Here is a 17,692-nt window from a genome sequence, read left to right as displayed (position 1 = left end):
ATGACCGGCGCCAGGCCCGGCCCCGCACTGTTCGGCGGTCTCGCTGCGCTGGTCGCAGCAGGACCGATTCTCGCGGTCGCCTGGCTCGCTTTGACAGCTCCGTGGAGCGACTACCTGGTCCATCTCGCCACCACCCGGCTGGCGGGCTATGTCGGAAACACTTTGATCGTCACGGTCACGGCGATGGCGCTGGCCGGAATGATCGGCGTGACCGCTGGCTGGATGGTGGCTCGGCTCGAATTCACCGGCCGTCGGTTTTTCGAATGGGCGCTTGCCCTTCCGCTCGCGGTTCCGGCCTATGTCGCCGCCTATGGCTGGCTTGACCTGACCCAGGCGTCGGGCCCGATGCAAACGCCATTGCGCGAAGCTGGCCTGGTCTGGTTGACCGACATCATGCCGGTCGTGCGTGGACCGCTCGGCGCCGGATTTGTCTTCGCGGTCGTGCTCTACCCCTATGTCTACCTGATCGCGCGGCAGGCCTTTGCCGATCAGCCGCCCGCGCTGCAGCAGGCCGCACAGACACTTGGCGCGACCCGCTGGCAGGTCTTGCATCGCGTCACCCTGCCTCTGGTGCGTCCCGCGGTCATGGCAGGTCTGGCTCTTGTCGCCATGGAATCGATTGCCGATTTCGGTGCGGTCGCGCATCTCGGCGCCCCGACGCTGACCGTCGGTGTGGTTCGCGCCTGGGCGGGCGCCGGATCGGTCGCCGATGCTGCCCGGCTGGCGGTCTTGCTTGCCTTCTTTGCCTATCTTGCATTTGCGTTGGAGCGCCAAAACCGGTCGCGTGCACGTTTCGGCCAGGCCACCGGGCGCGCTGCCCGAGCGGTCCGGCATACACTCACGCATTGGCCATCAGCCTTGGCCTTTATGGTCTGTGCATTGCCGATCGCATTCGGTCTGCTGATGCCGCTCGGGCGATTGCTTTATCTTGCACTGACCGAACCAGTCGCCCGGGGCGTTTTCGCTGCGCTTGGCAATTCGCTTGGTCTTGCCGCCATCACCGCGGCCATCGCAGCCGCCCTCGGGCTCGGAGCAGCCTATGCCATTCGAAGCGGCTCGGCATTTGGACGCTTGAGCGCGCGCCTCGCCAGTCTCGGCTATGCCGCGCCCGGCGCGGTCGCCGCGGTCGGCGCGCTGGTGCTCTTTGCCGGCCTCCAGCAGGCGCTCGACACGGTTTGGGGTGGACAGTTTCCGATCCTGCTGTCCGCGTCTGCCGGTGCCCTCATCTTCGCTTATCTCTCGCGGTTTGCTGCGGTCGCAATAGCGCCCAGTGAATCTGCTTTGATGCGGGTCGGCCCGAGCCTCGACGACGCCGCGGAAACACTGGGCGCCGGGCGCCGCCGGATCATGCGCGAAGTGCACTGGCCGCTGATATTCGGAGGCATCGGAATCGCTGCGCTGATGGTATTTGTCGAGGTGATGAAGGAATTGCCCGCCACCATGATCCTGCGCCCGTTCAACACCGACACCCTGGCGGTGGTCGCGTATAATTATGCCGCAGATGAGCGGCTCGGACAGGCGGCGCTGCCCTCTCTTGTGATTGTGCTGGCCTGCATTCCGGCCATGATCCTCGCGGCCCGCACATTGACGTGGGACACGCCGCGATGACGTCCCCTGTCCTGGAAATACGGGACGCGCGCAAGGCGCTAGGCGGCCAGGACGTGCTCCGGGGCGTCGATCTCGAGCTGATCAACGGTCGCGTCACGGCACTGCTGGGGCCGTCGGGCGCCGGAAAGTCCACCCTTCTGCGCGCAATCGCAGGACTCGAACGCCTGGATACCGGCACGATAACCGGCGACGGCCGGATCTGGGATGATGGCGGTGTGTTCGAACAGCCGCAAAGGCGCGGCGTCGGCGTCGTATTCCAGGATTATGCCCTGTTCCCGCATCTCACCGTTGCTGGCAATGTCGGGTTCGGCATCCGCGCCTGGCCTGCCTCTGACCGGCAAGCCCGGATCACGGAATTGCTGGACCGGGTCGAGATCGCCAACCTCGAGCAATCCTATCCGCATGAGCTGTCGGGCGGCGAGCAACAGCGCGTTGCGCTTGTCCGCGCCCTCGCCCCGAAGCCGGAAATCATCCTGCTCGACGAGCCTTTCTCGAGCCTCGACCGCCGTTTGCGGGCAGAGCTTCGCCAGCAAACCATGACCGCGATCCGGGAGTCAGGCGCTGCCGCGCTGATGGTCACGCACGACGCCGACGAGGCGTTTGAAACCGCCGACGAACTGGCGTTGATGGACAAGGGCCGGATCGTCCAGACCGGCAAGCCGGTCGATGTCTACCTCCAGCCTGCCTCCCTCACCTGCGCACGCTTGCTGGGCGACCTCAACGCGTTTCCGGCCAAGGTCGAGCACAACGCAATCCCCTCACCCTTCGGGCCTTTGCCGGCGCCGGAGGTCAAAGACGGGACAGTCGTACACGTACTGGTGCGGCCCGAGGCAATCACATGCCTCGCCGACGGCATTCCCTGCCGCGTCGAAAGTCTGGTTGTACGACAGGGTCGGTTGAAAGCCACCGTGGCGGCGCCCGACGCGTCGTTCTGGCTCTGCGATCTGCCGATGTCCGCTGCAACGAAAAAGGGCGAGACCATTCGTCTCGCCCTTGATCCCGCTAAAGTCTCGGTTCTGCCGGTCTAGGCCGCGTTCGCCTTTGCAGCTGCCGCTTCCTCGATCCGCGCCCGTGCCATCTCGTCCGACACGACATTGGACGGACGGCCTTCGCTCTCGGCCCGGTCTAGAATCTCGCCCAGCGTCGCTTCCAGTCCGATCAGCTTCTGCTTCACCCATTCCGGGTCGTAATCACCACGGATCTCGCCGGTTACATTGATGATGCCGCCGGCATTGATGACGTAATCCGGCGCATAGAGAATGCCGCGCTTCTGCAGCTCGGCACCCATTTCCAGCGTCGCCAGCTGGTTGTTGGCAGCACCGGCAACCATGCGCACTTTTAAACGATCGATCGTGTCCGGATTGATGACCGAGCCAAGCGCACACGGCGCGAACACGTCAGCTTCCTGGTCATAGATCGCGTCCTTGTCGACGATCCGGGCACCGAATTCCTTCACATGCTTTTCCAACGCCTCGACATTCATGTCGGCGACGATGATCTCGGCACCGGCCTTCGCGAGATGACCGCACAGATAGGTACCGACATGGCCGGCAGCGCCCTGTACCGCAACGCGGATACCGGTCATGTCCTCGGATCCTGTGGCGCGTTTCACGCAAGCCCGGATCCCGCGAAAAACGCCTTCAGCCGTAACAGGGGATGGATCGCCCGATGCCGCCTTGCCTTCCGGCAGCCCGGTGACGTGCTGCGTCGATTTGTGGACGCTCATCATGTCCTCAGGGCTGACACCGACATCCTCTGCCGTGATGTAGCTGCCATTCAGCGCATCCACGGCGCGGCCGAATGCCTGGAAAAGCGCATCCCGGTCGAACGACCCCTGCGGCTTCATGATCACGCTCTTGCCACCGCCAATGGGCAGGTCGGCCATCACGTTCTTGTAGCTCATGCCCTGCGAAAGCCGCAGCGCGTCGTCTAGCGCGTCTGCCGAGCTGTCATAGGTCCAGAACCGGCAACCGCCGCAGGCCGGGCCCCTTGCGGTCGAGTGCACACCGATAATGGCCTTGAGGCCGGTCTTTGCGTCGGTCGCGAAAAGAACTTTCTCGTGATTGTCGAAGGACGGGTGTTCAAAAACACTCATGTATTAATCCGTTTCCTGGCTATGCCAATGGAGCGGCGCGACTTTATGTCGGGGAGTGGCGCGCGGCGGCGTGGGGATAGCCCCTGCAGCCCGCGTCGACAAGGTCGGCGCGCCGCTAATCGCGCAGCAATTTCATATTGCGCTGCACCATCGGAATTAGCTCGTTTTCGAACCAGGGATGACGTTTGATCCATGCATTATTGCGCCAGGAAGGGTGCGGAAGCGGGATGATTCGAGGCGCATACTCCCGCCACGCCGCAACGGTTTCCGTCACGCTTCCCTTGTATCGATCTCCGAGAAAGAATTTCTGCGCATAACCGCCGATCAGGAAGATCATCTCCACCTCTTTCAGCTTGGCGTCGAGATGCGCCTGCCACAGCCGTGCACAGCGCGGGCGCGGCGGCTTGTCCCCGCCCTTGGCATCAAGTCCCGGGAAGCAGAAACCCATTGGCGTGATAGCCAGGAAGTCCGGGTCATAGAAGAGACCCTCGTCAATCCCGAGCCAGGTGCGCAACCGGTCGCCCGACGGGTCGGTGAACGGGCGGCCGGATGCGTGCACCCGCGTTCCGGGCGCCTGGCCGACGATCCGGACCTTTGCTTGCGGCGCCGCCTGAACGACCGGGCGCGGCTCGGGAATCTCGCCTTCGCAAGCGCGGCAGGCACGAATTTCGGACAGCAAATCGTCGAGCGTGATCATGCCTTGATTGCGATGCGATAGACGCCTTTGAAATCGCTCGGATCGACCGCTTTCCCTTTTCGCAGGATCTCGATCTTGCCCCCAATCGCCAGGCGCATGGCCGCCTGCTTCACCGCTCCGAGCAGCCTTCGCCAATTCTCGGGATCGAGCGCGAGCGCAACCTCGCTCGGAGAGATGGACTTGCCCGCGCCTCTCGCCTCTGCAAGACGCAATATGGCAGCTTCAACTGTGTCATCATTCATTTCGCCAACCTAGCGCCTGGACATGACAATGCGAAGAGACCACCGCCCGTACTGGATGCATGCCTTCTGGGAGCGTTTCGAAAATGCCTGGGCCCGCCATTTCCTGCATCCGCATTTCGACCGGCTCGGGCCCGCATCAAAGCTCACCCAGCCTTGGCATATCGAGCTGTTCGGACCGCATATCGAGGCCGGCACAACGCTCAACATCGTGGCGACGCGCGACGCGAAAGTCCGCCTCACCGTGTGGTCACCGGCCGACCAAGCGGGCCGGATCTCGATCGGCGATGCTGTCTTTATCGCGCCCGGAACCCGCATTCTGGCAACCCGCTCGATCGAGATCGGACATGCCTGCCTCTTTGCATCCAACAGTACAGTTACCGACAGCGACTGGCACGGGCTATACGATCGCGTCGATCCGGCACCCGAAGGAAAGCCGGTTCGAATAGGCGACAATGTCTGGGTCGGTGACGGCGCTTTCATCGGCAAGGGTGTCACGATCGGCGATCACGCCGTTATCGGCGCGCGCGCTGTGGTCACGCGCGATGTACCGGCCTATGCCGTCGTCGCCGGCACGCCCGCGCGAAATGTCAAGCAGCTCGACCCGGCCAGGCCGATGCGTACGCGGCTCGACATGGTCGGTGAGATTGACGGCATCTCGCGTTTCATGGACGACGCCTACCGCAAGGAATTGACCGGAAACTCGACGCTGGGCTGGTTACGCAGCCGCTTTTTTCCACGTCGCGGCGACTAGCCGAACAGGCCCTGCGGCAAGGCGCCAATCACAGCGCCCGTCATCAAGGTTGCAAGCGTTCCCGAGATCAGCGCCCGCGGTGCCAGTTGCAATATGTCCTCGCGCCGGCTTGGCGATATTGCGATCATGCCGCCCATCAAAATGCCGACGCTGGAGAAATTGGCGAAGCCGCAGGCAGCGTAGGTCATGATCAGATTGGTGCGCGGCGATAATTCGTCGCCGATCTGCGCCAGCCGGTCATAGGCATAGATCTCGTTCAGCGCCGTCTTCAGCCCCATGATCGAGCCGGCATTGGTCGCCTCGGACCAGGGTATGCCGGCCAGCCAGACGATCGGGGCGAACAGCCAGCCCAGCACGCGCTCGACGGATAGCGGTGCGCCGCCAAAGTCCGGCGCCAGACCGAGCATCATGTTGACCAGGGCGACGATGGCCGTGAACACCAGCAGCATGGCGATGATGTTGATGTAAAGCCGCACGCCATCCGTCACACCTGTGGTCAAGGCGTCCATGGACGAGTGATAGATCGTGGTCGGGATTTTCTCGGTCGACCGGTCTTCGGTTGCGCCGGCGTCCGGCGGATACATCAGGCGGGCGAGAAGCACAGCGGCCGGAATCGAGATCAGCGAGGCTGTCAGGATGTGGCCGGCTGCGCCATCGATGATCGAACTGAGCTGCGCGACATAGATCGCCATTACCGAGCCCGCTACGGTCGAGAAGCCGACCGTCATGATCAGGAACAGATCGCTGCGGCTGATCTGCGGCAGACGTGGCCGGATCAGGACCGGCGATTCCGTCATGCCGAGGAAGATATTGGCAGCGGCGCCGAGACTGGCCGCGCCTGACAGGTTCAGCGTCTTGCGAAACGCCCAGGCAAAACCGCGGACAACGAATTCGAGGATCCGCCAGCGCCACAATACGGCCGAGATCGCCGACAGGACGATCACCATCGGCAGCGCCTGGAAGGCAAAGATAAACAATCCGCCAGCGTTTTCTTCATCAACGATGAAGGGGGGTGTGCCTCCACCGATATAGCCGAACACGAAGCTCGCCCCCTCCGTGGTGGCGGCTTGCAGCGCTTCGACCAATCCGGTCAGCGATTGCAGGAAGGCGCGGGTCGGCGAAAATGAATACAGCGCGACCGCGATCAGGAATTGCAGGACAAGCGCACCGCCAATCAAGGCGATCGGGAGCCGTTTCCGGGGTCCCAGCAACCAGGCCATGCCGATGAAAACGAACAGTCCGAGAAAGCTGCGCAATTGCAAGCCCAGATCTTCCATGCATCCCCCGTCGCGCTGGTGCGGCACCCTAATCGCGGCGCCGGCTTGTCGGCAATGCTTGCACGCACGGGTAAGCACATTAGACAGAATGGATGAGCATATGGAGCCCTTGCGTCAAAGTCTGCTTCGTTGATCCGGAGGCGGGCCTCTGTGTCGGCTGCTTTCGCTCTCTCGAGGAGCTGAGCCAGTGGACGTGCTATACCGATGAAGAGCGCGCAGCGATCGGAGAATCTCTTCCCGAACGCGAAAAGGTCTACAAGAACGGCAAGGCTAGACGACCAACGCCTCCCGCAGCAGGCTGAATGCGGTCAGAACCAGTCCGAGGGCGAACAGGCGGCGCAATAGGCGTTCCGGCATTGTGTGGGCCAGCTTCGCCCCCAGCGGGGCCACGAAAAACGCGGACGTCGCGAGAATGAAGAAGCCGAGAAGGTCGACATAGCCCAGCGCGGTCGGTGTACGACCCGGCTCGTCCCATCCCCAGATGATGAAGCCGAGTGCCCCTGGCAAACCGATCGCGACGCCGAAACCGGCCGCCGTCGCGACGGCATGGCGGATAGGTTTGCCGCTCAGCGTCATGAGCGTCACGCCGAACACGCCTCCGCCAATGCCCAGAAGCGCCGAAAGCAGGCCGATCAGCGACCCCAACCCGGCCCGCGCGATGCCTCCGGGCATTTCCTCCGCCAGACGCCAGTCCGGCCGTCCAAAGAAGAATTGCAGCGACAAGAGGAGCGCGACAGCACCGAACAGACCGGTGAGGCCGCGCCCGGGAATGAGGTCAGCGACAAAGCCGCCGATCAGCGCGCCGACGACGATCCACGGTGTCCATGTGCGCAGGATCGCGAAATCGACTGCGCCGTGCCGGGTATGCGCCGCGACCGATCGCAAGGAGGTGGCAACAATCACCGCCAGGGACGTCCCCACCGCCATGTGCATGCGGATGGCATCATCGTATCCGAGCGCACCCAGCACGAAATAGAAGGCCGGCACCATCACCACGCCGCCGCCAATCCCGAACAGGCCCGCGATCAGGCCGGCGAAAAGGCCGGTCGCGACGAGCGCGGCGGCGAGCCCGATGAGATCCGGTGTCATGCGTTGACCAGCTCTGAACCGGTCGCGGCCAGGGCCGCATCAAGCACATCGAGTCCGGCCCCGTCTTTCACGGCCAGCTCGGACAGGGTCCGCCGCCATTGGCGGGCACCGCGCTGCCCGTGAAACAGGCCGAGCATGTGACGCGTGATGGAGTGCAACCTGACACCGCGTGCCAATTGTGCAGCGATATAGGGACGATAGGCCGCCACAGCGTCGTGTGGTGTTGACACCGGATCGGCGGCGCCGAATACGGCACTGTCGACAGCTGCCAGCATCCACGGCGTGTGATAGGCCGCCCGGCCGACCATGATGCCATCGAGTTCCTGTTGCGCCGCGAGACCGTCAGCCAGGGTTTCAATTCCCCCGTTGAGGATCAGTTCGAGATCCGGGAAATCGGCCTTCATCTGCTGGACTAGTGGATAATTGAGCGGTGGCACGGTCCGGTTTTCCTTGGGGCTGAGCCCCTTCAGCCACGCTTTGCGGGCGTGAACGATCACGGTTCGGATGCCGCAGGCTCGTACCGCCTCCAGCAATTTCGGAAGTGCCGTAGCCGGATCCTGGTCATCAACGCCGATCCGGCATTTCAGTGTGACCGGCACATCGACCGCCTCCTGCATCGCCTGCAGGCAATCGGCCACCAATTCGGGTTCCCGCATCAGGCAAGCGCCAAAACGGCCCGATTGCACGCGGTCAGAGGGACACCCCGCATTGAGATTCACCTCGCAATACCCCAGCTCCGCACCGATCCTTGCTGCAGTTGCAAGCTCATCCGGATCCGACCCGCCGAGCTGCAGGGCAACCGGTTGCTCCGCCATGTCGAAACCGATCAGTCGGTCGACATCGCCATGCGTCACGGCGGCGCTCGTGGCCATCTCTGTGTAGAGCAATGCGCGGCGCGTCAGAACGCGATGGAAGGCCCGGCAATGCCGGTCGGTCCAGTCCATCATCGGAGCCACGCTGAAGCGGCGATCGGGGAGCAGTTCGGCTGTCATGGCGGCTCACATAGCGTCTCACGACTGTAACAACAAACCGGGAGATCGGTTTAACCCGTCTCTAAGCCCTGCTGACTATGATCCGGCATCAAAAGGGAGACTGCCTCATGGCGAAGGCTGACTTTCACAAGCATCAGCGCGTGTTCGTGCGTCCGGTCGGCACGTGGGCCCTGATCGAGCAGGTGAAGCCGCACTGGGTTAAGGGCGTCGAGGAACCGGTCCGGATTTCGTATGATTGCGGTCTGGGTCGCGATTTTACGGCCGACGAATTGTCCGAAGAACAGAAGGACGATGTCGATGTCGGAAACTGGCGATTGATGCGGGCTCGCAATAAATGGCAATCGCCTGACGAATGTGCGCATCACCCGTTCCCCGGAACCTTCCCGGTCGTTGTGACGGACCAGCAGGATTGGGGTGGATGGCGCGTCCCCGGCGCGGAATACGACCGCGACCCGCAAAATGTCGAATTCCAGGCACGGTTGATCGCCGCAGCACCATCGCTTCTGAAACTTGCGGAAACGCTGGCACAGCAGGCGGATCGGCCCGACGATCTTCCCGAAGACATTCGGAAAATGGTCATGTTCGCCAAATCCGCCGTCAAGAAAATCAGATCGAAACCGTCTGACGCACCCGCCGCAGCGTCGCAGGCCGCTTAACCCAGCCCTAACGCTTTCGAACTAACTAAGAAGACTTGTTAACTCAGGGTGTCAGATGCCTGCAGATCTGAGCAAGCTCTCCTTCCTTGTGGTCGATGACAACGTCCACATGTTGAAGATCGTGCGCACGATCCTCAACGGCTTTGGTGTCGACAAGATTTTCGATGCGGTCAACGGGCCCGACGCGCTTGAAATCCTGCGACATGAACCCATCGATATCGCTATTCTCGATTATCACATGGAAGGCATGAACGGCCTCGACCTGATCAAGTACATGCGTGACGAACAACGCATGGACAACCCGTATATCCCCATCATCATGCTGTCGGCCTACAGCGAGAGATCGCGGGTCCTCGAAGCGCGTGATCAGGGCGCGACAGAGTTTTGCGCCAAGCCCATCACCGCTGCAGACCTGTTTCGCAAGATCGGCGCTGTCATCGATCGGGCGCGGCCCTTCGTTCGCACCAGCGTATTCTTCGGACCGGACCGCCGTCGGCATGATCCCGACAAATACAAGGGTCCGGAACGCCGTTCCGACGATCAGGCCCAGCCGAACGTGGCCTAGCGCGTCTCATCAATTCAGGTCGACACAGCAGGCCTTACCTCTCTAATCTGGACGGAATGATTCGTTCGCCGTCCGATCCCTCAAAACGTGCGCCCGGCCCTAAAAGGCGGGAGTCGAGCAGGGACGCCGAACTCCGGAAGAAAAACACGGCCAGTGATGCGCGTGGCGTCGTGTGGATTGTCCTCGCGGTTATCCTGTTCACCGCAATGTTTGGCGGTGTCATCGGTTTCAAGCTTTATCAGGAAAGCGTTTCAAGCCGGCTGGAAGCCCAGACGACGCATTCGCGCGAGGCAGTATACCTGTCTGAAGTCGCCACCAGCGCGATTCAGGAGGCTGTCACAGCTGTGAATGTCGCGATCTCGGATATCGGGGCAATTCCGGCCGAAGAGCTTTCGGCGATGCTGGATCAACGGCTTCGCCCCATACGCGCGCTCCCAGCCGTCATTGCTATTGAATATCTCGCGCCCGGGGCGGAAATACCGGAACCTGTCCAGCAATTGGCAAATACCGCTCTGAGCTCGCCAAACGGCCTGGCAACCTGGCCAAGCTCGCAGTCCGAGCCACCCCGGATCGCCCTGGCCGTGCCGATCGAAACGCAATCAGGCGAAGTTGGGGCTGTGCTCATTCAGCTTGCGCCTGACGCCCTGCTCCCGTCGTTCAGCACCGAATATGTCGCCATCCTCGTCGACGGCGACGCGCGCCCTCTGGCCATGCAGCCGCCGCGCACCGGTGGTCTGTTTTCGGAATCCCTCACGACCCGCTTTGGATTACCTGCGCAGACAGTCGGCAATCTCGCTGAATCCGGCGAAGCCCTGACGGGGGTCCGGGTTGGCGAACAGGAAATGGTAATCGCGGCGGCTCCGACACCGTTCGACGGCTTGAATGTCGTTGTGGTCGGCACCCCCAACATCAACCAGGGCGCATGGATGCGGACCCGCATTCTCTACGGTTTGCTGTTTATTGCCCCGGTGATTTTCGCCATCGGCCTCTCCGCGGCCTTGTCCACGCAGATGAGCAGTCTGAAATCGGCACGTTTGGCGCTCGGTGACAGCGAAAAGCGATTTCGGCTGGCCATCGAAGGCGCACGCTGCGGCGTGTGGGACTGGGATCGCAAGAAAGATACGGTCTACCTGACGGATTCCTTCGCGCGAATACTGGGCCGGGATGACGCCGAGATGTTGTCGGGCGCGGAATTCCTTTCGCTGTTTTCGCATCGTGATCGCGAACGGATTTCCGCCGCGGTCCGCGGCTCTTTCCGCGCCGGCGATATCGATATCGAAGTTCAGGCCAGCGGCGTGCCGGTCTGGCTTCATCTGCGCGGGCGTCCCTGGGGCGATATTCAGGACGGTTTGACCGATCGCCTCGTCGGCGTGGCGATTGACGTCACCGAACGCAAGGGCGCACAGGCGCGCGTCGCCGCCGCGGAGAACCGCTTGCGGGCCGCCCTTGAATCCATGTCGGAATCCTTCGTGCTCTGGGATCGCCGCCGTTGCCTTGTCATGTGGAACCGCAAATTTCGCGACTTCTTCGATTTCACCGAAACCGCGCTGAAGCCCGGCATGACCTATGCCGAAGTGGAATCCGGTGCTGCTCGCGCGATCCGCGATGTTCAAGACGGTGCCGGCTCGGGCGATGCATTCGAAATGGAACTCAAGGACGGGCGCTGGTTGCATTACTCGGAACGAGGGACCAGCGACGGCGGTCTGGTCAGCGTCGGTGCCGACATCACCGATCTCAAGAACCAGGAAAAGGCACTCAAGGAGTCGGAACAACGTTTGCGCAACACCGTCGAGGACGTGCGTCGCAACCAGCAACGGATCGCCGAGCTCGCCAACAAGTACGAAAAGGAAAAGATCCGTGCCGAGGAAGCGAACAGGTCGAAGAGCGAGTTCCTCACCAATATGAGCCACGAATTGCGCACACCGCTCAATGCCGTCAACGGTTTCTCGGAAATCATGTTGCGCGAAATGTTCGGACCGCTCGGCGACAATCGCTACATCGACTACGTCAAGGATATCCACACGTCCGGACAACATCTGCTGTCGCTGATCAACGACATTCTGGACATGTCCAAGATCGAGGCCGGCAAGATGAAGCTTCAGAAGGAACCGGTCAGCCTGGTGGATATCGTCGAGCAGAGCCTGCGCTTGGTGAAGGCACGGGCCGAGGAAAAATCCATTCGGCTGGTTTCGGAACTCGACGATAGCCTGGCCGATCTCAATGCCGACCCGCGGGCGTTGAAACAGGTCATTCTCAACCTCCTGTCCAACGCCGTGAAATTCACACCGGAAGAAGGGCGGGTGAGCATTCGCAGCTTCGCCATCGACGGGAAACTGGCGCTGCAGGTGGCCGATACCGGCATCGGGATCCCGAAGGAAGATCTGCCACGTCTGGGGCGCCCCTTCGAACAGATCGAAAGCCAGCATTCTAAGAGCCATCAGGGCACTGGGCTGGGGCTCGCATTGTCGAAGTCGCTGATCGAAATGCACGGTGGCGAGATGTCGATCGAAAGCGAACTCGGCAAAGGCACAACGGTCACGCTGACCATTCCCTTCAATGGCGGAGATGAGGGTGTATTGGCAGAAGACCTCGAACCTGAAAACCGTACGGTCGCGAGCGACGCGGCCTGATCAGAACCGGTCGCGGGGCGATGGGCGTCTATCGCCGCGGCGACCAAAGCCTCCTGGCCGGCGGCGCCCGGCCGCGAGCGCATTCATCCGCTCTTCCGGCGGCAAATCGGCTACAAGTTCCAGTACGATTGCTTCCATTGCCGCCTCGATTTCAAAACGGCGCGCCCGCAATTCGCCGAGTGCCTCAGCCGCGGCCTGCGGATCGTAGGGGTCGGCGCGCAAGGCGGCTTCGGCGTCCTGCTGCGCGTTCTGCGCCGCAAGCATCAACTCGCGAAAGCCAACACGTTCGGAAGCAAAGCGTTGCCGCGCAATCTGCTGCTGCTCTTCCGGCAAGCTGCGCAGGAAGGCGCGGACATTGAATCCGCCCGTCCTTGCCGCGTCGGAAGGATCGCGTGGCGGGTGTCGATGCTCATGCCGCACGACGTCGGACACGTGCGGACTGCCCGCCACACGGTGCAATACAATGCCCGTCATCACGCCGTTGGCCGTGAGTGAAATCAGCAGGGCAATGATCCAGGGAAGTGCACGGTTCATGCGTCACTCCATTCCCATGCCGCCCAGTCTTCCAACAGCCCGTCGAAGGCATCCGCATATTCTGTTTCGTAGATCGGGTCTTCGCTCTCTGGCAGCACCAGACCACCGGCAAAACCGCCAACCACACCGATGACCAGCGCCGCAGCGGCCGCCACTGCGGGACGCCGCCAATCGGCATCGAATGGCCCGGCCGGAGCGGCCTTCAATATTCGCCGCACCAGCAGATCGCTCGGCTCGACCTGGTCCGCGTCCGCCAGGATTGCATCCAGCCTGCGCGCATCAGCCAGCACCTCCGCAGCGTCAGGATTGCCATCGGCAAGCGTCTGCGCCGCCGGACGTTCTGCCGCCGGCCAGCGGTTGATATCGCCGCCATACGCTTCCGCGAGTTCTGCAAACCGCTTCATGTCCATCACAACACCTCCGATGCCCTGCCGGATTCCAGGGCAAGGCTCGATACGAGTTCATCCCGCTGCGGCGCGAGAACGGACTTCAGCTTCCGCCGCCCCCGCGCGAGCAATGATTCCAGCGCTTCCACGCTGATTTCCAGTTTTGCTGCTGCCTCGATATTCGAAAAGCCCTGGAAATGGCACAGTTCGAGTGCGACCCTCTGCCGTTCCGGCAGCGCCGAAATCGCACCGATCACGTTATCCCGCGCCTGCGAAGCAATCAGTCCGTCATCGGCGCCCACGCTGCCATCATCGGTATCCGGTGGCGTATCCATTGCCAATTCCCGCTTCTTGCGCAGTCGATCGAGACAGAGATTGGTCGCGATCCGGCCCATCCAGCTTTCCAGCCGCGCCTCGCCGGCCTGCCAGCGGTCGGCCGCCTTCCAGGCGCGGATGAAGGCGTCCTGCGCAACGTCTTCGGCTTCGACCGGATCGCGCAGCATACGCCGGCCGATCGCCAGCATCAGCGGCAGCGCGCGGTCCATCAACTGGCGGGCCGCGTCCCTGTCGCCGGTTGCGATGCGGCGCATCAGCGCCGCATCGGCCTCAACCGAGGACTTCACAGATCCGGGGCCAGAATGCGAACTCGAAGGCATGCCCGATCGTCACCCTTTCACCCCCGACCCTAATCGGCGAACTCTAGTCTCGCCACCAGAAACGGCGCCCCTCGCGACGTTCCCGGGCATTCTCCACCGCAGCGTCCAGCTCGTCAGGCGTGATGACGTCGTCATCATTCGCGTCGAGCCGCTCGAATGCGCGATTGTCACCGCCCAGGAATTCCGCGCGCGAAACGCGGCCATCGCCGTCGGCATCGCGCTCTTCATGGCGCTGACCGCGGCGTCCACGCCGGCGTTCACGGGCTTCACCGCCTTCGGCTTCATGGATGGCAGCCAGGCGCTGATGCATGGGGGAGCGATCGTCAGATGACAGATAGCCGTCGCCATTACGGTCCATCCATTCGAACATCTCGGCCTGCAACGCGTCGACTTCGGCGCGCGTGATATTGTTGTCGGCATTGGCATCGGCCGCTCGCAACATCATCAGGCCATGGCCCGGACCATGTCCGCCGCGACCCTGATGTCCACGGTGCTGTGCATCGGCTGCCGCGGCAATTACCAGACTGCCGGCAAGGCCGGCAAGGATGAGGGAGGATTTCATTTCAGTCTCCAGTGTTTGATCTCGCATCCCATTCAACGAACCGCGGCCGCAAATCCGTCGTCTCCGCCTGCAATGGCCCGAGACAGGTTTCGAAAAGGCTTCGGACGGCGTCAGCAATCGACTCGATTTGCCTCGAGAGCGCCGCGAGCGAGGGCTGCCCGGCAAGCTGCGACAGACGCGTGGCGAAACCGCGCGACGCGGACCCCGGATCGAATCCCACGCCGTGCGCGGTGCGAATGATCTGCGAAAGGTCCAGCCATAGTGAAACGGCCTCGCCAAGCAATGCTTTCTCTTCGGCCGACAGCAGGCCGGCTGCGCAAGCCGCATCGATTTGATCTGCGGTATTGAGTTGCGCGCTGAATCGGCCGGATTGCGCCAGCAATAGCTGGCTGGCCTGAGCTATGAATTCGATGTCCAGGATACCGCCTGGCCGGCGCTTCAAATCCCAGCCACCCTTGGCCGGCCTTTCCCGCTCCAGCCGGCGCCGCATGTCCAGCACATCGCCCACGATTTGCCCTGCCGCGGCGGGCTGCGCCAGCGCGGTGGCGATGTGGGCATTGATCCGCTCGCCGAGCCCGCCTTCACCGGCGATGATTCGCGCCCGGGTCAGTGCCATTCTTTCCCAGGTCCAGGCGCTGTCGCGATAATAGTCCTCGAAACTCGACAGGCGTACCGCCACCGGCCCGGCCTTTCCAGATGGCCGCAGCTGCATGTCAGCCTCGTACATGCTGCCCTCTTCGGTCGGCGAAGACAGGGCGCTGACGAACCGCTGGGCGAAACGCGTGAAAAACCGCGGGGCTTCGTCGGCAGTCGCATCGGCAGGGTCGTAGATGATCATCAGATCAAGGTCTGAATCTGCCGCGAGCTCACGGCTGCCGAGCTTGCCAAGCCCAAGGATTGCAAAATGCCCGGGCGGCGGTCCGAAGCGTTCGGCGAGTTGGTCCAGTGCCACCTTTGCCATGGCATCAATCGCAATGTCTGCCAGGCGCGCAAACGCAGCGCCCGCAGCTTCGGCATTGGCGCGGCCGACAAGCAGTTGCGAACTGATCCGGAACCGCTCCTCGCGCACAAGCCGGCGCCCGCGATTCATGGCATCTTCAGCATCCACGGCTTCCGACATCTGGAACTGCATTCGTTCGGCGACATCGCTTGCGGCATCCTCCTTCAGAGGTCGCGAGAAGCGTGCCTCCAGCATGACGTCGATCACCGCCGGCCGCTGTGCGAGGGTTGTCGCCAGCTGCGGAGCCAGTCCGATTATCGTGACCAGTTCGCGCGCCAGTGCAGGTTCGTTCTCCAGCATCGAGAGCGGCTGGACCCCCATTGGCAAGCCTTCAATGAACGCTGCAAAGCGCGTGAAGGCGGAATCCGGCTCACCGGTTTCCGACATCGCGCGCAGCAATTGCGGCGCAATGCGTGTAAGGACCTGACGCGCCCGCGTTGTACGAAGCGCACGCGCTTTCCCGGCCAGCCACGAATTCATGCGTGCCCACGCGGCATCCGGAAACTGAAAGCCGAGCGAAGCCAGCGTCTGCAATGTTTCCTGTGTCGGCTCGACGCCGGTAAAGACGAGGCTGCCACATTCATCGGCCAGGCTCGTCTCGGTGGCAAACTGGCGCGAGAACTGGCTATGAACCCGCTGCAGGACCGCGCTCACTTCGGCATCGAGTTCCGTGACATCAGCAAAGCCGGACAACCGGGCGACCGCCAGACGGCGGGTCTCGTCCTCCGGCAGGATCTGGGTCTGCTCGTCCGCGAGCATCTGAATACGATGTTCGATCTTGCGCAGGAATGTATAATCCGTCGCGAGCTCGTTGGCCGCTTCCTGTTCGATCACGCCGGCAGCGGCCAGTGACGCAAGAGCGAGGTATGGCGACCGGATCCGCAAATCCCGCATCCGGCCACCCATGACCAGCTGCGGAATCTGCGCATAGAACTCGATCTCGCGAATGCCGCCACGACCGAGCTTGAGGTCGTGCCCGGCAGCCCGGATCCGCGCCCGGTCGCCAATGGCCTGGATTTGCCGCGCCAGCGAATGGATGTCTTCGACTGCGGCATAATCGAGCGTTCGGCGCCACACGAAAGGCCGCATCGCGGCCAGGAAGTCCGCCGCCGCAGTCGCATCCCCCGCGCAGTAACGCGCCTTGATATACGCAGCCCTTTCCCAGTTCTGCCCGAGAGACTCGTAGTAATTCATCGCCGCCGTGATCGACAGCACAGGCGGCGTGGCGGAAGGGTCGGGCCGCAATCGGAGATCGACCCGGAACACATAACCGTCCGGCGTGACTTCGTTGAGCATGCGCGAAAGCGCCTTGATCAATCTTGGCAGACGCTTGCCAGGCTCATCCGCGACTGGTCCCTGCAACAGTTCCGGATCGTAGAATACGACAAGGTCGATATCGCTCGAGAAATTGAGTTCTCCGGCGCCCAGCTTGCCCAATGCGAGGACAAAGAGTCCGGCAATCGGGTCGTCGGGACTTGCGCATGCCGCGAACTTGCCTTCGGCTTCACCCAGGCGAACCAGGCCGTGCAACGCCGCCCGCACGCAATTGTCGGCAAACCGCGACAGCGCATCGGCGGCCTGCATGACATCGAACGCGCCCGACAGCTCAGCCAGGGCAAGAGTGAGGTGGGCATCGCCTTTCAGCCGACGCAGTATCCGCGCGAGTTCCGCTTCGTCGGCTGCATGACAGCCTGCGGCGATGACAGCGTCGCATTGTTCCTTGAATACCTGCTCGAGCGGCCGGGAACTTAGAGCGTCCAGAAGATCGGATCGCGATTTTGCCAACCGCGCCAGATAGGGTGCCGCAACAAGGGCGCGATCAAGGAATGCCCGGTCGTCGCCAGACAATCCGTCCGGGTACTCAACAGCCGGTGACCCCGTTTCAAACGGGGGAATGTCAGTGCGGCGCCGGGCGAATAGCGTGGCCATGGCCAAAGCGTCACCGCTTCGCC

At 62.6% G+C, this 17,692-nt stretch carries 18 protein-coding genes; 7 read left to right on the top strand and 11 right to left on the bottom strand.

Annotation, left to right across the window (positions count from 1 at the left end):
* Positions 1-1,608, top strand: a complete 1,608-nt coding sequence (locus ACOOFN_RS11665; RefSeq protein ID WP_420431664.1) for an ABC transporter permease — start codon at positions 1-3, stop codon at positions 1,606-1,608.
* Complete coding sequence (locus tag ACOOFN_RS11660) at positions 1,605-2,636, top strand: ABC transporter ATP-binding protein (RefSeq protein WP_420431662.1); 1,032 nt, start codon at positions 1,605-1,607, stop codon at positions 2,634-2,636. Before ACOOFN_RS11665 ends, ACOOFN_RS11660 begins: the two co-directional genes overlap by 4 nt.
* On the opposite strand, the gene ACOOFN_RS11655 is transcribed toward ACOOFN_RS11660, so the two are convergent.
* The 3 genes from ACOOFN_RS11655 to ACOOFN_RS11645 all read right to left on the bottom strand — a co-directional run bounded on the left by ACOOFN_RS11655 (position 2,633) and on the right by ACOOFN_RS11645 (position 4,642).
* Positions 2,633-3,703: a Leu/Phe/Val dehydrogenase gene (locus ACOOFN_RS11655; protein ID WP_420431660.1), complete on the bottom strand. Its 1,071-nt coding sequence runs from the start codon at positions 3,701-3,703 to the stop codon at positions 2,633-2,635. The two genes, ACOOFN_RS11660 and ACOOFN_RS11655, sit on opposite strands and share 4 nt — an antisense overlap.
* A gap of 115 nt (positions 3,704-3,818) precedes the next feature.
* A complete protein-coding gene (locus tag ACOOFN_RS11650; RefSeq protein ID WP_420431658.1) occupies positions 3,819-4,400 on the bottom strand; it encodes a uracil-DNA glycosylase family protein in 582 nt (193 codons plus the stop codon).
* Entirely contained in the window at positions 4,397-4,642 is a 246-nt protein-coding gene (locus ACOOFN_RS11645; protein WP_420431656.1) for a DUF3253 domain-containing protein, read from the bottom strand. Before ACOOFN_RS11645 ends, ACOOFN_RS11650 begins: the two co-directional genes overlap by 4 nt.
* A 28-nt stretch (positions 4,643-4,670) precedes the next feature.
* Here ACOOFN_RS11645 and ACOOFN_RS11640 point away from each other — a divergent pair, with 28 nt between their 5' ends.
* Entirely contained in the window at positions 4,671-5,393 is a 723-nt protein-coding gene (locus ACOOFN_RS11640; protein ID WP_420431654.1) for a DapH/DapD/GlmU-related protein, read from the top strand.
* On the opposite strand, the gene ACOOFN_RS11635 is transcribed toward ACOOFN_RS11640, so the two are convergent.
* Entirely contained in the window at positions 5,390-6,670 is a 1,281-nt protein-coding gene (locus ACOOFN_RS11635; protein ID WP_420431652.1) for a NupC/NupG family nucleoside CNT transporter, read from the bottom strand. The two genes, ACOOFN_RS11640 and ACOOFN_RS11635, sit on opposite strands and share 4 nt — an antisense overlap.
* Before the next feature lie 92 nt (positions 6,671-6,762).
* On the opposite strand from ACOOFN_RS11635, the gene ACOOFN_RS11630 reads away from it, so the two are divergent.
* Positions 6,763-6,972, top strand: a complete 210-nt coding sequence (locus tag ACOOFN_RS11630; RefSeq protein WP_420431650.1) for a DUF1289 domain-containing protein — start codon at positions 6,763-6,765, stop codon at positions 6,970-6,972.
* On the opposite strand, the gene ACOOFN_RS11625 is transcribed toward ACOOFN_RS11630, so the two are convergent.
* Together ACOOFN_RS11625 and dusA are read right to left on the bottom strand one after the other, a co-directional pair.
* Complete coding sequence (locus ACOOFN_RS11625) at positions 6,941-7,759, bottom strand: sulfite exporter TauE/SafE family protein (RefSeq protein ID WP_420431648.1); 819 nt, start codon at positions 7,757-7,759, stop codon at positions 6,941-6,943. The two genes, ACOOFN_RS11630 and ACOOFN_RS11625, sit on opposite strands and share 32 nt — an antisense overlap.
* Positions 7,756-8,751 (bottom strand): tRNA dihydrouridine(20/20a) synthase DusA, encoded by a 996-nt coding sequence (dusA, locus tag ACOOFN_RS11620; protein WP_420431646.1) that lies wholly within the window; start codon positions 8,749-8,751, stop codon positions 7,756-7,758. Before dusA ends, ACOOFN_RS11625 begins: the two co-directional genes overlap by 4 nt.
* Positions 8,752-8,858: 107 nt before the next feature.
* Here dusA and ACOOFN_RS11615 point away from each other — a divergent pair, with 107 nt between their 5' ends.
* From ACOOFN_RS11615 to ACOOFN_RS11605, 3 genes are all read left to right on the top strand, one after another.
* Complete coding sequence (locus ACOOFN_RS11615) at positions 8,859-9,407, top strand: hypothetical protein (protein WP_420431644.1); 549 nt, start codon at positions 8,859-8,861, stop codon at positions 9,405-9,407.
* A gap of 55 nt (positions 9,408-9,462) precedes the next feature.
* Positions 9,463-9,972 (top strand): response regulator, encoded by a 510-nt coding sequence (locus ACOOFN_RS11610; protein WP_420431642.1) that lies wholly within the window; start codon positions 9,463-9,465, stop codon positions 9,970-9,972.
* A 170-nt stretch (positions 9,973-10,142) separates the two neighbouring features.
* Entirely contained in the window at positions 10,143-12,602 is a 2,460-nt protein-coding gene (locus ACOOFN_RS11605; RefSeq protein WP_420431640.1) for a PAS domain-containing sensor histidine kinase, read from the top strand.
* On the opposite strand, the gene ACOOFN_RS11600 is transcribed toward ACOOFN_RS11605, so the two are convergent.
* The 5 genes from ACOOFN_RS11600 to ACOOFN_RS11580 form a co-directional block, all read right to left on the bottom strand.
* Positions 12,603-13,136 carry a periplasmic heavy metal sensor gene (locus tag ACOOFN_RS11600; RefSeq protein ID WP_420431638.1) on the bottom strand — a complete coding sequence of 178 codons (534 nt, stop codon included), beginning with the start codon at positions 13,134-13,136 and terminating at the stop codon, positions 12,603-12,605.
* Entirely contained in the window at positions 13,133-13,546 is a 414-nt protein-coding gene (locus tag ACOOFN_RS11595; RefSeq protein ID WP_420431636.1) for a hypothetical protein, read from the bottom strand. The genes ACOOFN_RS11600 and ACOOFN_RS11595 overlap by 4 nt, the downstream gene beginning before the upstream one ends.
* Complete coding sequence (locus ACOOFN_RS11590; RefSeq protein ID WP_420431635.1) at positions 13,546-14,145, bottom strand: RNA polymerase sigma factor; 600 nt, start codon at positions 14,143-14,145, stop codon at positions 13,546-13,548. The genes ACOOFN_RS11595 and ACOOFN_RS11590 overlap by 1 nt, the downstream gene beginning before the upstream one ends.
* A 76-nt stretch (positions 14,146-14,221) precedes the next feature.
* Positions 14,222-14,740 (bottom strand): hypothetical protein, encoded by a 519-nt coding sequence (locus ACOOFN_RS11585; RefSeq protein WP_420431633.1) that lies wholly within the window; start codon positions 14,738-14,740, stop codon positions 14,222-14,224.
* A gap of 1 nt (position 14,741) precedes the next feature.
* Positions 14,742-17,669, bottom strand: a complete 2,928-nt coding sequence (locus tag ACOOFN_RS11580; RefSeq protein ID WP_420431631.1) for a bifunctional [glutamine synthetase] adenylyltransferase/[glutamine synthetase]-adenylyl-L-tyrosine phosphorylase — start codon at positions 17,667-17,669, stop codon at positions 14,742-14,744.
* Between the last annotated feature and the right edge of the window lie 23 nt (positions 17,670-17,692).

The organism is Hyphobacterium sp., assembly GCF_965217055.1.
Taxonomy (GTDB): domain Bacteria; phylum Pseudomonadota; class Alphaproteobacteria; order Caulobacterales; family Maricaulaceae; genus Hyphobacterium.
Note: the sequence above shows the minus strand (reverse complement) of the source record. Positions and strands in the feature narration are given on the sequence as shown.